11 protein-coding genes are annotated in these 14,597 nt (G+C 60.0%); 4 read left to right on the top strand and 7 right to left on the bottom strand.

Annotation, left to right across the window (positions count from 1 at the left end; translation table 11 throughout):
• Positions 1–14: 14 nt before the first annotated feature.
• Positions 15–1,640 carry a methyl-accepting chemotaxis protein gene (locus AO268_RS21565; protein ID WP_099169781.1) on the top strand — a complete coding sequence of 542 codons (1,626 nt, stop codon included), beginning with the start codon at positions 15–17 and terminating at the stop codon, positions 1,638–1,640.
• Positions 1,641–1,810: 170 nt separating this feature from the next.
• Here the strand turns inward: AO268_RS21565 and AO268_RS21570 are convergent, their stop codons facing one another.
• From AO268_RS21570 to AO268_RS21590, 5 genes are all read right to left on the bottom strand, one after another.
• Positions 1,811–2,788 (bottom strand): 2-hydroxyacid dehydrogenase, encoded by a 978-nt coding sequence (locus AO268_RS21570; protein ID WP_099169782.1) that lies wholly within the window; start codon positions 2,786–2,788, stop codon positions 1,811–1,813.
• 5 nt (positions 2,789–2,793) lie between these two features.
• Positions 2,794–4,077 (bottom strand): MFS transporter, encoded by a 1,284-nt coding sequence (locus tag AO268_RS21575; protein WP_099169783.1) that lies wholly within the window; start codon positions 4,075–4,077, stop codon positions 2,794–2,796.
• A gap of 57 nt (positions 4,078–4,134) precedes the next feature.
• Entirely contained in the window at positions 4,135–5,079 is a 945-nt protein-coding gene (locus AO268_RS21580) for a sugar kinase (protein WP_099169784.1), read from the bottom strand.
• Positions 5,072–5,854, bottom strand: coding sequence for a sugar phosphate isomerase/epimerase family protein (locus AO268_RS21585; RefSeq protein ID WP_099169785.1), 783 nt, complete (start codon positions 5,852–5,854; stop codon positions 5,072–5,074). The genes AO268_RS21580 and AO268_RS21585 overlap by 8 nt, the downstream gene beginning before the upstream one ends.
• Positions 5,855–5,917: 63 nt before the next feature.
• Positions 5,918–6,937: a LacI family DNA-binding transcriptional regulator gene (locus AO268_RS21590; protein WP_099169786.1), complete on the bottom strand. Its 1,020-nt coding sequence runs from the start codon at positions 6,935–6,937 to the stop codon at positions 5,918–5,920.
• A 262-nt stretch (positions 6,938–7,199) separates the two neighbouring features.
• Here AO268_RS21590 and AO268_RS21595 point away from each other — a divergent pair, with 262 nt between their 5' ends.
• The 3 genes from AO268_RS21595 (at position 7,200) to AO268_RS21605 (ending at position 13,131) form a co-directional block, all read left to right on the top strand.
• A complete protein-coding gene (locus tag AO268_RS21595; protein WP_099169787.1) occupies positions 7,200–8,429 on the top strand; it encodes a hypothetical protein in 1,230 nt (409 codons plus the stop codon).
• A gap of 155 nt (positions 8,430–8,584) precedes the next feature.
• The gene (locus AO268_RS21600) at positions 8,585–10,576 is read left to right on the top strand and encodes a hypothetical protein (RefSeq protein WP_099169788.1); all 1,992 of its coding nucleotides are present in this window, start codon (positions 8,585–8,587) and stop codon (positions 10,574–10,576) included.
• Positions 10,577–10,866: 290 nt separating this feature from the next.
• On the top strand, positions 10,867–13,131 hold the full coding sequence (locus AO268_RS21605; RefSeq protein ID WP_099169789.1) for an autotransporter outer membrane beta-barrel domain-containing protein: 2,265 nt from the start codon (positions 10,867–10,869) through the stop codon (positions 13,129–13,131).
• Between the two features lie 66 nt (positions 13,132–13,197).
• On the opposite strand, the gene AO268_RS21610 is transcribed toward AO268_RS21605, so the two are convergent.
• Positions 13,198–13,659, bottom strand: coding sequence for a hypothetical protein (locus AO268_RS21610; protein ID WP_099169790.1), 462 nt, complete (start codon positions 13,657–13,659; stop codon positions 13,198–13,200).
• A 250-nt stretch (positions 13,660–13,909) separates the two neighbouring features.
• Positions 13,910–14,551 carry a DUF1345 domain-containing protein gene (locus AO268_RS21615; RefSeq protein ID WP_076961035.1) on the bottom strand — a complete coding sequence of 214 codons (642 nt, stop codon included), beginning with the start codon at positions 14,549–14,551 and terminating at the stop codon, positions 13,910–13,912.
• Positions 14,552–14,597 lie beyond the last annotated feature (46 nt).

Here is a 14,597-nt window from a genome sequence, read left to right on the forward strand (position 1 = left end):
TTGAGAGCTTTCCTATGTCCCTCCGTAATTTGAATATCGCACCTCGGGCGTTTCTCGGTTTTGCGTTTATTGCGTTGCTTGTGATTGTTCTGGGGGTGTTTGCCGTCAACCGCATGACGCTGATTCGCCAGGCCGCGCTGGATATGGGCGCCAACCAACTGCCGAGTGTCGGCTACCTGGCCAATATGACCGAGAACGTGTTGCGCCTGCGCATTCTGTCGTTCCGGGTGCTGGTCAACCGCGAACCGGCAGCCCTGCAGGAAGCCCAAGTGCGCATCGGGGTACTGGTGGACAAGGCGCGCCAGGCCCAGGCCGGGTATGCCGCGATGCCGGCCGGGGCCGAAGAGGCTGCGGTCTACAAGACATTTGCAGCCACGTTGGACAACTACCTCAAAGCCCAGGCTGAAATGCTGACGCTGTCCCAGCAGAACAAGGTCGAGGAGATGCGGGCCCTGATCAACAGCCGGATCAAGGACGGCACCGATCAGATGGGTGAACAGCTCAATAAGATGATTGCGATCAACGCCGCCGATGCCAAGCAGGCCGGGGAAGACGCTGGGCGCAGCTATAGCGATGCGATCAGCGGGATCATCGGGGTGTCGGTGGTTGCAGCGCTGATGACCGTCTTGCTCGCCTGGTTGCTGACCCGCAGCATCGTCACGCCGCTGCGCAAGGCGGTGGCGGCGGCGCAAACCATCTCCAGCGGCGACCTGAGCAAGGTTATCGAGGATGATGGCCAGGATGAACCCGCGCGCCTGATCGGCGCCCTGGCCACCATGCAGGGCAACCTGCGCCAGACGATCCAGCATATCGCCGGCTCGGCTACACAGCTGGCTTCCGCTGCCGAAGAACTGAGCGCGGTGACCGAGGAAGCCTCCAAGGGCTTGCAGCAGCAGAACAACGAAATCGACCAGGCCGCCACCGCCGTCAATGAAATGACCGCCGCCGTGGAAGAAGTGGCGCGCAATGCCGTGTCCACCTCCGAGGCCTCGACCCAGTCGAACCAGGCCGCACGGGAAGGGCGCGACCGCGTGGTGCAAACCGTGGAGGCGATCCAGACCATGACCCAGGACGTGCAGAACACCTCGGTATTGATCGAAGGCCTGGCGACCCAGGGCCGCGATATCGGCAAGGTGCTGGATGTGATTCGGGCGATTGCCGAACAAACCAACCTGTTGGCCCTCAACGCCGCCATCGAAGCCGCACGCGCCGGTGAAGCCGGGCGCGGGTTTGCCGTGGTGGCCGATGAAGTGCGCGCCCTGGCCCATCGCACCCAGCAATCGACCCAGGAAATCGAAAAAATGGTCGCCGGCATCCAGAACGGCACCGGGGACGCGGTGCAGTCCATGCAGCAGAGTAACCAGCGCACCCACAGCACCCTGGAAATGGCCCGCGCCGCCGGGGTGGCGCTGGAACAGATCACCCAGTCCATCAGCCTGATCAATGAGCGCAACCTGGTGATTGCCAGCGCGTCCGAAGAGCAGGCCCAAGTGTCCCGCGAGGTGGACCGCAACCTGGTGAACATCCGCGACCTGGCGACCCAATCGGCGGCCGGCGCCAACCAGACCAGCGCCGCCAGCCATGAACTGTCGCGCCTGGCGGTGGACTTGAATGCCATGGTGGCGCGGTTTGTGATCTAAGCAGGGAGGGCTTGGGTGGCTGGCATACCGCTATCGCAGGCAAGCCAGCTCCCACATTTAAATTGTGGCGTGGCCGAAATTCAGTGCCCGACCAAGCCCCCCTGTGGGAGCGGGCTTGCCCGCGATAGCGCTGTATCAGTCACTATTTCTAGTGGCTGATGCACCGCCTGTCAGGCTCCCCACACAGTGGGATTGACCAGGTTTTTCGGCCGCTCCCCCGCCAACGCCGCCAGCAGATTATCTACCGCGCACCGCGCCATCGCTTCCCGGGTCTCATGGGTGGCCGAGCCGATATGCGGCGTCGCCACCACATTGTTCAAGCGCAGCAGCGGCGAATCATGGTTCAACGGTTCGCGCTCAAACACATCCAGCCCCGCCGCGCGGATTGTGCGCTGTTGCAAGGCATCGATCAGGGCCGCTTCGTCCACCACCTTGCCCCGGGAGATATTGATGAAAATCGTCTCCGGGCCCATCTGGGCGAACTCCTTGGCGCCAATCAACCCCTGAGTCTCGGTAGTCAGCGGCAATGTCAGGCACACAAAATCGGCTTGTTGCAGCAACTCCGGCAAGCTGCGGTAGTGCGCGCCGAAACGTTGCTCGACCAAAGGCTTGGGCGAATGGCTGTGGTAGATCACCGGCATGCCAAAGCCAAAGTGCCCGCGCTGCGCCAGGGCTTCACCAATGCGCCCCATGCCGATGATGCCCAGGGTCTTGCCGTGTACATCGCTGCCAAAGTGCAAGGGGCCGATGTTCTGGTTCCAGTTACCGGCGCGCACCAGGTTGGCCAGCTCCACCACGCGCCGGGCGGTGGCGAGGATCAGGGCAAAGCCGGTGTCGGCGGTGGTTTCGGTGAGCACATCCGGGGTGTTGCTGAGCAAAATACCGCGCCGGGTCAGGTAGCCGATGTCGTAGTTATCGACGCCTACCGAAACACTGGCCACCGCTTCCAGGCGCGGTGCCAGGTCCAGCAGTTGGGCATCCAGGCGCAGGCTGGCCCCCAGCAGGCCATGGGCCGTGGGCAAGGCCTCGCGCAGTTGCGCCAGGCCGCTGGCGTCGAGGCTGTCAATCAGCGTCACCTCGGCGGCCTTATGCAGGCGGGCCATCAGCGGTGCGGAGAGTTTTTTGTAGAGCACGACATGTTTTTTCATCAGGTTCAGGCCTTCAATTCAAGCGAGTGCAGGGCTCGCGCCCCGGGCTGTTCGGGTTTGAGCAGGATCGTCAGCACCACTGACAACAGCAGCGCGCCGCTCATCAACAGGTAGGACGCCCCCGGCGAGCCGGTGCTGCTGTTGAGGTAACCCACCAGGTACGAGCCGCCAAACGAGCCCAGGGCGCCCATGCTGTTGATTAAGGCCATGGCGCCCCCGGCGACGTTGGCCGGGAGGATCTCCGGGACGATGGCAAAAAACGGCCCATAGGGCGCATACATGCAGGCGCCGGCGATCACCAGCAGGGTGTACGACCACCAGAAATGTTCGGCGCCCAACAGGTAGGAGCCATAAAACGCCACGGAGGCGATCAGCAGCGGGGGCCACACAAAACGTTTGCGTTTTTGCAGCTTGTCCGAGCCCCAGGACACAACAAGCATGCCAATCACCGCCGCCAGGTAAGGCAGCGCCGACAGCCAGCCGGCTTCGACCATATCCATCTGCAAGCCGGCCTTGAGGATCGACGGCAGCCACAGCACAAAGCCGTAGACGCCGATGCTCCAGCAAAAGAACTGCAGCGCGAGGATGATCACCTTGGGCGAGCGGAAGGCTTCGGCATAGTTTTTCACCGCCTTGAGCCCGACCTGCTCGGCGGCCAGGGCGGTTTCCAGGTCGTGTTTCTCGCCGGCGCTCAGCCATTTGGCATCGGCCGGGCGCTCATCGGCCAGGCGCCACCAGATAAAGGCCCAGAACACCGCAGGCAGGCCTTCGATGATAAACATCCAGCGCCAGCTGTAATGCTGTACCAGGTAGCCGGACACCACCGACATCCACAGCATAGTCACCGGGTTGCCGAGGATCAGGAAGGTATTGGCCCGCGAGCGTTCGGCGCGGGTGAACCAGTGGCACAGGTACACCAGCATCGCCGGCATCACCGCCGCTTCGACCACCCCGAGCATAAAGCGGATGGCAATCAGCATATAGGCGTTGGAGACCACGCCGGTCAGGGTGGCCAGGCCGCCCCACAGGATCAGGCTGACAAAAATCAGCTTCTTCACACTGCGGCGCTGGGCATAGATCGCCCCCGGCACCTGGAAGAAGAAGTAGCCGAGGAAGAACAACGCGCCGAGCAGCGAGGACATGCCCGGGGTGATCATCAGGTCTTCGGCCATCCCGGAGGCGGCGGCGAAGCCGTAGTTGGCGCGGTCCAGGTACGCCAGGCTGTAGGTGATAAACACAATCGGCATGATGTACCACCAACGGCGGGTGGCGAGTTTCAAGTGATTCATGGGGGGCTCCTGAGCTTGTTGTAGTTGTGGCAACAGGTAACGGGTTGAGGCCTGGGGTCAGCCGGTTTTTTGCCAGGCGGGCAGGTCGGCGCGTAGCGGCAGGCCTTCCATATCGCCACGGCTCTGTACGGCGCGGCTGCCGATCCAGTTGGCGCGCTGTACCGCCTGGGCCAGGCTGAGGTTTTCCAGCAGGGCACTGATCAGGCCCACGGCAAAGCCATCGCCAGCGCCAACGGTGTCCACCACCTTGGCCACCGGCACGGCGGCGACAAAACCCTGGTCCAGATGGCTGCGGTAGTAGGCACCGTGGGGCCCGAGCTTGATGGCCACGGCCTCCACGCCCTGGTCGAGGTAAAAGGCGGCGATATCCGCCGGGTCCTCGAAGCCGGTCAGCAGGCGACCTTCGCTCAAGCCCGGCAAGACCCAGTGCGCCAGGCAGGCCAGGGCGTTGATGTCGCGGATCATCGTGTGCGTGCTGGGCCATAGCGACGGGCGCAGGTTGGGGTCGAACGACACACTGCGGCCGGCCGCGCGCATCTCGCTCATCAACTGGCGCGACAGCTCGGCGGTGGCCTGCGACAGCGCGGGTGGAATCCCGGTGGCATGCAGGTGCCGGGCCCGCAGCAGCTCGGGGACGATGGCGGCGCAAGACAAGTGACTGGCCGCCGAACCGCGCCGGAAATACTCGACGACCGGATCGTTGCCGGTGTCTTCCCGGGACTTGAGCTGAAAGCCGGTAGGCTGCGCAGGATCCACCGCCACATGCCGGCAATCCAGGCCTTCGCGTTCCAGGGTAGCGACCACAAAACGCCCCAGTGAATCATCGCCGACCCGGCTCAGCCAGGCCACGTTGAAGCCCAGGCGCGACAAGCCGATCGCCACGTTGCTGTCGGCGCCGGCGATGCGTTTTTCAAAGTGGCCGGCCTGGGCCAGGTCGCCGGTTTGCTCGGCGACAAACATTGCCATGGTCTCGCCAAACGAGAGGATATCGATGTCAGACATGGGCATTCTCCACAGGGGCTTGGCCCAGATGGGCGAGGGCGGCGACCTGGGCGGCGGTGACCGCCAGCAGGTCCGCGCCTTGCAGCGGGAACTCCACGGCCCGGCTGATCCCCCGGGGCATCAGGCGCAGCAATTGTTCCCACAGATGCAGGTCGGCGGCGCCCGGCGGCAGGGCTATCAGCTTGCCGTCGGCCCGCCGGGCCACGGCCTTGCAGTGCAGGTAATCGACATGCCGGCCGAGCAAGCGCGCGGCGGTGAGGGCGCTCTGGTCTTGCCAGTGCCAGTTGCCGATATCGAAGGTCATCTTTACCGGTACGCCCAGGCGTTCGGCGGCATCGAAAAAACGCTGCAGCGGCTCGATACGCCCGCCGTGCAAGGTCTGGTCGTTTTCCACCAACAAGCGCACCGGGTGGCGGTTGAGCAGGGCGCTGAGGCTGTGCAGGTCGTGGGTGTCGGTGAAGTAACCCAGCGAAACCTTTAACCAGCGGGCACCGAACGCCTGGGCCCGGTCGAGGGTGGCGGCCAGCTCCGAATTGGCTTGGGCATGCCCGGCGACCCACAGCTCCAGGGGCGACGAAAACACACACTCCAGATCTTGCGCGGCGGCGGCCTGGGCCAGTTCGCCGGGTTGTTCGCTGGTCAGCAGTTCTTCACGCCATTCAATGCGCCGGGCACCGGCAGCGGCCAGCAGTGCGACGAAACTCAACTGGCCACGCTGGCGGACCAGGTCGGCACCGTAGCTGGAGAGGCTGATGGAAACGGGGTATTTATGCATTTTTATTGATCTCTGAAACCGGTTTCATCTGTAAATAAAAAAACGCCCCCCAGGCGGCGACGCCTACAGGGGGCGGGTTGAACCTCGGACGATCAGTTGCGGGGCAAAATCCAGGGAGCGGGTGGGCGAGGTATCGCCGCGCAAGCGCTTGAGCAAACACTCAAAGGCGCTGGCGCCTATGGCTTCGGTCGGCTGGGCCAGGGCAGTGATGCCGTTGCCTACCAGCGGGTACCATTCCAGGTCATCCAGGGCAATCAGGCCCACGTCCTCGAACAACCGACACCCCAACGCGCGCAGGGCTGTGGTACAGGCCAGTGCGGCGACGCCGTTGGCACAGAACAGGGCTTTGGGGCCGGCCTGGGGTGAGGCAATAAATGCCTGCAAACGGGCGGGCAAATCAGCGCCAATTTCCAGCACGGCGCCATGCAGTCGGTTGCGGCGACGGATTTGGGCATGGAAGCCTTCCATGCGTTCAACCCGCGAACTGGTGCCGTCAGCGGCCTCGCTGACCAGCAGGATCTCCCGGTAGCCCTGTTGCTCCAGGTGGTCCAGGGCCATGCCCACGGCTCGCGGGTTATCCAGGCCCACCAGGTCGCTGTGCAATGCGTCGACCTTGCGGTCCACCAGCACCAGGGGCATTTCCCGTTGCAGTTCCAGCAGTTGTTCGAGGTGATGCCCCAGGGTGTTCACGATCAAACCTTCGATGTTATAGGCGCGCAGGGCGGCCAGGTGCTGGCGCTCCTGCTCGTCATCGCGGTCGGTGTTGCACACCACCAGGCTGTAGCCGTGGCGGCGGCAAGCGGTTTCCACGCCATGCATCACCGCAATGGAATAGGGGTTGCGGATATCGGCCACCAGCATGCCGATCAGGCGTGTGCGCCCGCGTTTCAGGCCACGGGCCATCTGGTTGGGGCGGTAGCCCAACTCATCGATGGCTTGCTCGATACGCAGGGCGATGGCATCGGACAGCAGGGCGCGGTCATCGCCGATAAAGCGCGACACGCTGGCCTTGGATACGCCAGCGCGTTGGGCCACATCAAGCATGGTCACGCGGCTGCGCTGGGCGGCGGAGAATGAAGTCACGGCAGGGCCTTTTTTATTAGTGTGAGGTGACAGTGCATGAGACATTGAAACCGGTTTCAGAAAACACCAGCCAGCTCGTCTCGTCAAGAAATCTTTGTTCGGGCAAGCGTGAAATTGGGCTGCTCAAACCGACGAGCGGCGAACGTACCTGTTAGTTCTGACAGTATCCGCAGCACCACAGGCGGTGTTCAATTGCCCCAACAGAGCCGTAAGCGCCGTGATCAGTTGATGCATAGGCGTGTACGAGGGACGGGAGGTTTAGATGAGCACCCACAATGCTGGCCCCCAAGGTCCAGGAGGTATCCTGGCGATTGACGCGCCCATCGTCGTCGACGCGCTGCCTGACGGGTTGTTGCCGGCACAGTATTACTTCTCTGACTTACAGCTTTTGATTCCGACGCCCTGGGCGTTTCTACCGGGCCCAGGCAGGGACCAATATATTGTGTTCGAGTGGAGCGTGCGCGGCGCCCGCCCCGTCGATACGCCACCGGTTTTGCTGCCTAACCCGATGACTGCCGCCGACTTTCCCTACCCCATGCAGATACCCCAGGCATTCCTGCTGAACAGTGCAATTGTTGATCTGACGTTTCGCATCCATAACGGCACGCCGAACAGCCCCAGCGTCGATACCTCTGAGGTGGTGACGCTCAGGATCGACCGCGATGCGCCCGGCGGTGGCGCGTTGCTGGCACCGGCCATTTTTCCCATTGATCCGATTACCGAGGCCTACCTGGTCGCCAACCCCCTGGTGCGCATGGAAATCCCCAAGGGATATCTGGGGCGTGAGATCGGTGATGAGGTACTGCTGTATTTTTCAGACATGAATACCTTGCCAACCGGCGCGCCCACCCTGATTTCCGCGCCGTTGACCAGCGCCACCGGCCGCATATTCGTGGAGGTGCCCAGCGACGTATTCCGTCGTTTTCCCGGGGCGCTCTGGATCTTCTGCTTCTATCGCCTGAAGGACCGTGCTGGCAACATCAACCCGCTGTTTTCACTGGTGGCGCAAGCCGGGCTGCAAACCGGCCTTCCGCCGTCCAGATACCCTCGGCCCAGTTTCCCGCAATCAGAGTCGCATCCTAACCGCTACTTGACCTGCAGCACCCAGCCTGCGATCTGGTTCGGTGTCGAGGTGTTCATTGCCCCTCACGTGGACATACTTTCTGGCGATCTGATTACGCTGCGGTTCCAGGGATATGGCCTGTACCCGGATGTCAATCCAGACCCCTATATCGTGGAAACCCTCACACATTATTGGGATGGGGTCACCGATGCGTCGGGCTATGCCTTCTGGATGACCGATGTCGAGCGATTGATCCGGCCCCTGAAAGAAAACGCCGGAGGAGAGGCCAGTTACACGGTGTCCAGGGGGGGCGTGATCATTGGCCGGTCTGCTGCCAGGTATGTGGCGTTCGATCGGGTAGTCAATACCTCGCCACCGCCGCCAAACCCGATCTATTGCTGGATTGATGGCAATGGCCCCGAACCCTGATTCCGAGGGCTTCGCGTCATGAGTGTTGGAACATCGCGCACGTTTCATTGAACTTCTGACGGGTAAATCCAAAGTCGGTTTGTTTGGCCGCATGTCATACGGCTGGGAGGAGTGTTTGTGCGCTGTCTACATTAAGTACTAAAGGAGAGACTGATATGAGCAGCAACCCTGACGTCACCATTACACCAGAACCTTTGGTTATTGATGCACCCACGATTGCAGAAGCACTGGATAATGCAACGGGTCTTATTCCAGCGGTCGTTGCCCGTGCGGGTATAACCGTGGAGTGTAGAACCGGGCTAATTTCGATACCGAGCGACTGGCTGGGTATTCAAATTCGCACAACCACAGATCCGCTGCCTACCTGGAGGACCTTTTTGGCCCCATTCCAGATCAACGAGACCCCAGTGCCTGGAATCATTGATAGATTTATTCCTGCTCCGCCTCCCGAGCTTGAGTTCCAGCATGGTTTTTATGAACTCAAAGTCGTGCAATACCGCAATGCCGGTGGTGTCCCAGGCGCTGCGCGGGATGAGTCCAACCCTGCCGCGTTCCGGGTCGATCTCATTGCGCCTTACGCGGTAGCGTCGTCACGTGAGCAACCGACCGTTCCGACGTTAGTCAATGCGCCGGCGGGGACGGTTATCGACAATGCATTCCTGATAAACCAGGGCGGCCTGGAGATCAGTATTCCCCCAAACACCTTTAGTTCGCAGCCTGGGCGATTTGAAGCGGGAGACATGATTAACGTTTACTTCAGCCCGGTAATGGACCCACGACCAGAGTATCTGGTCACTGGTGCGGGTGTGCCGATGCTGCCGCCACCCGCCCAGAGCAGCTACTTCCTGCCAGCCAGCCAGATCATCTTGAGTGGGCTGTATTATATTTTCTACACCATCACGGACCGGGCAGGGAATGTCAGTCGCCCATCGTTCAATGAGTTCCGCACGGTTTCGTTACTGACGGACCCCGTACCATTGGAACCTTTCCTACCGCTCGCGCCGGCCCCACGTGACGGTAGCACGGATGATTTGCTCAGCATTGCGGACTATGTGCAGGGAATTAAACTCCATATCGAACAGTATCTTAATTTCGCTACAGGGCTGGACAAGTTCGAGACACAATGGGAAAGCGAACCCTTTGGTCCGCAAAGCCCTGAGCTCAGTGGCTTCCCGGTAGTTTTCAGTAATATGAATGACGCGATCAAGGCCGCCTATACCGCGACACTAGGCCCTCAGACAGTAAGCGTGCGATACCGGATTGATCGCAACGGTGTGTTCTTCCTCTCGCCAACTAAAACCGTCCGGCTCGACTTGTCAGTAGAAGGCCCTGTATTGCCGGGCACACTGGAACCAGGTGAGGTGAACCCTGGGCTGAACCCGGCACAAGTGTTTGGCGAGGTTTCAGGCGAATTGAACATCCTGCGCATTGGCGATGCGAACCGACCTGTGACTATTGTGATTCCACTCTGGAATATCGCGGCACTGCCTCACCCTGACAATCAGTTTTACCTATATTGGGGCGCCTCCAAAGAGCGTGTCGGGCCTTTCCCTTTAAGCACTACGGTTCCCGGCGCCGATGCGACGTTCACCATTCCCTGGGAGGTGGTTGCCCGCCACGGGAACAATATGCAGCCTGTCAGCTATTCGGTCATTGGTCCCGGCACTATCAATGAAAACCCGTCGCCCGTTACCACCGTCAATGTGATCGATGCCGTGACGGTGGAACTGGCGCCGGCAGAATATGAGCGTCTCGAGTTTGGCGACTGGACCTGTCTGTCGCTGGCACAACGGATGCCTGGCTCGCCCCCGGTACTGGCCGCCATACTTCACATTCCGGGCGATCCCAGGCTGGTAGTGGGCAATACCGTGGAGGTTATGGTCACTATCACTAACGAATACCCTGGGTTGCCACGGGGACCCTTTGAACTGACTATTACAACCTTGCCCTTGACCGCTGGCGATGTAGCCAACGGCTTTAATGTCGACATCACTTACCGTCCATTCCTGGCTCAAGTACCGTTTGGGCCTTGCGAGGTCACCTACACCACGAACGTGGCGGGTGGAGGCATCGGTCGCGGCCTGCCGGCCCAAGTCTACACAATATTCTCAAACCCTGACTCTTTCTGTGATGGCATCCCTGCTTAACCTACGAAACCACTGCTTCAAGTCCATAAACCGCTGAAAGTACAAAAGGGAAGCATGGCTTCCCTTTTGTGCATCGGGTAGCAATGGATGACTGCTTTGTGAACGGATCAGTTTGCCAGTTGTGCCGTTTTCCATGCCACTGCGGTGCCTATGCCCATTCTTTGATCGGATTAGTCCTACAGTCATCAGTATGTTCACTACGTAACCTCTGCGCCTTACAGAGGTGAGGCTTCATTCCGCGGAAACGAGCCAAGCCGTTTTTAGAGGCGCTACCCAGAGAGTGAACCCCGATGTCATTACCTACCCGATTCGAGCTCAAGCCCTTGAGCAAGATGATGCATGTTCCAGCCATTAGCGTGCTTTTGCTTGCAGCGGTGCACACAAACGTCCAAGCCGGTCAGCTGATCGGTGAGTCAAAGACCATTGGCCCCCACGAGCTGAAAAATGATTGGCAGCTGGATCGTAAGTCCGAGCTGACCGTCAATGGCGCTCGCGCCGGACATATCCTGGCCAACGACTCGAGGTTGAATGTCAATGCCGGCAGCCGGATCGAAGATATCCGTGCGACGCAGGGCTCCACCGTCAACGTTGACGGTGCCACTGTTGAATCCAACCACTCGATATGGGGGGCGGTGCGCCTGGATGACAGTACGGCCATCATTCGCAACAGTGCTATCACCAGCAACACAACTTTCGGTCTGCAGGCGTTCCAGAGTTTCAATTCCGGCAAGGGCGGCATTGCCCAAGTATTCAATAGCATCATTCGGGGGGAAAAGAGCGGGGCAATAGCCAGCGGCAATGCTGAGTTGCACTTCAACCAGAACACCGTGGTCGAAGGCACCGGCACCGATAGTTATGGCGTGTGGCTCGACGGTGCAACGGCGACGGCCAGCCAAAGCAGCATCATTGGCGCAAAGAGTGGCGTGTTGTTTACCAACGACGTTGGCAACAGCAGTGCCGGCAAACTGGTGCTGAATAACTCCAGCGTCGAAGGGCGCAGCGGCTCGGCCATTGTCGTCGAAGGTTACCCTGGCGAGGAGATGGAAGTTGAAATCGACGTGCGCAATGGCTCAACCCTGACCGGTGGCAATGGCGTGCTGCTGGAAGTCAACGGCGGTGCCCAGGCGAACATGAATGTCGATAACAGCCGGTTGAAAGGCGACGTTATCGTCGAAGATGGCAGCACGGCGCGTTTGAACCTGGAAAACAGCTCCGGGCTCAAAGGCCAACTGCAGAATGTCACCAGCTTGAACGTAGGCAACGGGTCGTACTGGGAGTTGACCGCCGACAGCCAGGTGGGGGCCTTGAACCTGGTGGACGGTACGGTGATATTCGGTCATACCGATGCGTTCTATCAGTTGGACCTGGACAGCCTCGACGGCAACGGCACCTTCGTCATGGGCACCGATTTTGCCAACGGCATGACGGACTTCCTGAATATCAGCGGCGAGGCCAACGGTAATCACAGCCTGTTGCTCGAAGCCAGCGGTGTGGAGCCGGTCAGCCCCGAAGAGATTCGTATCGTGCATACCGGCGGGGGCGACGCGCAGTTCTCACTGGTGGGCGATGTTGTCGACGTGGGTGCCTATTCCTATGGTCTGAAAAAGGAGGGCACCGACTGGTTTCTCGACCCGAACAATCGCGTGATCAGCCCGGCGACTCGCTCGGTCATGGCACTGTTCAATACCGCCCCCACTGTTTGGTACGGCGAGGCGACCTCCCTGCGTACGCGCATGGGCGAATTGCGCTTCGAGCCTGGCCAGGCAGGTGTGTGGATGCGTGGTTATGGCAACAAGTACAAGGTGGCCGAGAGCACCGGGGTTGGCTACAACCAGAGCCAGCAGGGCTTTACCCTGGGTGCTGACACACCGTTGGCCGACAGCCAGTGGCTGGTGGGTGTGATGGCCGGCCATAGTACGTCGGACCTGAACCTCAAGCGCGGTACGTCAGGCACGGTGAAGAGCTACTACGTGGGTGCCTATGCAACCTGGCTGGATGAAGAGAGCGGTCTGTATTTCGACGCCGTGGCCAAGCTCAACCGTTTCCATAACGAGTCCAAGGTCGGCTTGAGTGACGGCACCAAATCCAAGGGCAAGTACGCCAACACGGGTGGCGGTCTGTCGGCGGAGTTCGGCCGCAATATCAAGCTGGACGACGGTTTTTTTGTCGAGCCATATGCGCAGCTGTCCACCGTGGTAATCCAGGGCGCCAACTACAACCTGGACAATGGCCTGCACGCCGATGGCGAGCGCACCCGTTCGATCATGGCCAAGGCCGGTGCGACGGTGGGGCGTGACATCCAGCTCGACAGTGGCAGCGTGGTCCAGCCCTACCTGCGGGCGGCAATGGTGCATGAGTTTGCCAATAACAATAAGGTCAAGGTCAACAACAATGTGTTCAACAACGACCTGTCGGGTTCACGCGCTGAGTTTGGTGCGGGCGTTGCGGTTAAATTGTCGCAAAATCTGCAACTGCACGCCGACCTTGAGCACAGCAGCGGCGGCAAGGTCGAGCAGCCATGGGGCGCCAACGTAGGTGTGCGCTACAGTTGGTAAAGACTTGACGCTTATGAACGCCCGTATCGAAAGATACGGGCGTTTTTTTTGCTCTTGCATAAGCGATCAACTGGTTACGTCGAAATTGACTTCTAGTGTGTGGGTGTTCCCGTTGACATCTTCATCGGTGGTGCCATCCAGCGTGCCGCTGATTTTGATGATGCCGCCCTCCAAGCCATTAATGATCAAAGTACCCGTGGAGCATCGCACGACGTAATGAATCGTAGGGGACTTGACGGCATACCAGACATTGACCTTATTGGACTGCCACTTACTCAGGTCTATGACCTGCGCCTCGCGAATGATATCGGGCAGTTCAATCGTGATTTTTTTCACCGTGACTGCGTGATCAGCATGTCGTGCTACAAGGCGGTAGATGGCCGCGTCACGGTCATGCACCAGGGTCAAGGTCTGAAAGTGGACCGGTATTGCATCGATAGTTGCGTTGAATGTGCCTGTTGCAGTAAGGGGCTTGGGGTACAGCAACTTTTTTTGCTCAGGGGACAACTGTTGCGCGGGTACGGTCATGATCGCTTCTCCATCGCTGATGATTGTGCGAGTCACAGAGGTTTCGACGGCTCTGTTCGAGTCATGAAATAGCAGTAGGCCTGGGCTGTAAACTGTCAAAACTAACAGGGGACGAAAGGAGTGACTTATGAATGTCCTGGAACCGGCCCCCAAACCTGGCTCGATATCATTAGACGCCTTTTCAAAGGTTTTTCTACTGTCAGGAATGACAGTCTAAGCTGACTGGTTTTAAGACTTTTTGGCACTTAGGCTAACCGAACAACCCCGCCGCAATATTGATCGAGAACCCCAGTATCGCCGTATTGAACAGAAACCCGATCAACGACTGCCCCAACACCACCTTGCGCATGGCCCGGGTAGCCACACCGACATCCGAGGTCTGCACGGCGACGCCGATGGTGAAGGAGAAGTACAGGAAGTCCCAGTAGTTGGGGGTCAGCAACCCTTCGGCAAAGCGCAATGCCGGCTCCTTGCCCTCCCAGGTGTAATAGAGGCGGGCATAATGCACGCTGAAAATCACCCCGATCAGCAGCCACGACCCCATCACCGTCACCCCGGTAAAACCGTAATGCAGCAAGCGTTCGGCAGTGCCCAGGTCCTTGTTGCCGGCTAGGCCAACGGCAATAGCCACCAGGCTGGCAATCGCGGCAATGCACACCATGAACAACACCAGGCCGGCGTTTTCATCCTCGACCTCGGCGATGCGCTTGACGTCCTCGGCCTTGGCCCGGATGGTCAGGCGCAGCATCAGCACCAGGTAGGTCCAGACCCCGGCGTTCCAGCCGATCAGGACTTGGGTGAGGAGGGCGTCGAAGGGGGCGAGGATGCCTATCGCCAGGCCAAGCACGGCAGCGGCGGACAGGCGAGGGTGGGTGCGGGCGAGAAAGGGCATGGGGGCTCACAAACACAGGATAGGTGAGCACCATAGCCTATTTCTG

Origin of the sequence: Pseudomonas sp. ICMP 8385, assembly GCF_002699915.1 — a bacterium.
Classification (GTDB): domain Bacteria; phylum Pseudomonadota; class Gammaproteobacteria; order Pseudomonadales; family Pseudomonadaceae; genus Aquipseudomonas; species Aquipseudomonas gessardii.

Bases quoted from the DNA above. Each gene is read 5' to 3' on its own strand.
- AO268_RS21565 (WP_099169781.1), top strand. From the start codon at position 15: ATGTCCCTCCGTAATTTGAATATCGCACCTCGGGCGTTTCTCGGTTTT.
- AO268_RS21570 (WP_099169782.1), bottom strand. From the start codon at position 2,788: ATGAAAAAACATGTCGTGCTCTACAAAAAACTCTCCGCACCGCTGATG.
- AO268_RS21575 (WP_099169783.1), bottom strand. From the start codon at position 4,077: ATGAATCACTTGAAACTCGCCACCCGCCGTTGGTGGTACATCATGCCG.
- AO268_RS21580 (WP_099169784.1), bottom strand. From the start codon at position 5,079: ATGTCTGACATCGATATCCTCTCGTTTGGCGAGACCATGGCAATGTTT.
- AO268_RS21585 (WP_099169785.1), bottom strand. From the start codon at position 5,854: ATGCATAAATACCCCGTTTCCATCAGCCTCTCCAGCTACGGTGCCGAC.
- AO268_RS21595 (WP_099169787.1), top strand. From the start codon at position 7,200: ATGAGCACCCACAATGCTGGCCCCCAAGGTCCAGGAGGTATCCTGGCG.
- AO268_RS21600 (WP_099169788.1), top strand. From the start codon at position 8,585: ATGAGCAGCAACCCTGACGTCACCATTACACCAGAACCTTTGGTTATT.
- AO268_RS21605 (WP_099169789.1), top strand. From the start codon at position 10,867: ATGTCATTACCTACCCGATTCGAGCTCAAGCCCTTGAGCAAGATGATG.
- AO268_RS21610 (WP_099169790.1), bottom strand. From the start codon at position 13,659: ATGACCGTACCCGCGCAACAGTTGTCCCCTGAGCAAAAAAAGTTGCTG.
- AO268_RS21615 (WP_076961035.1), bottom strand. From the start codon at position 14,551: ATGCCCTTTCTCGCCCGCACCCACCCTCGCCTGTCCGCCGCTGCCGTG.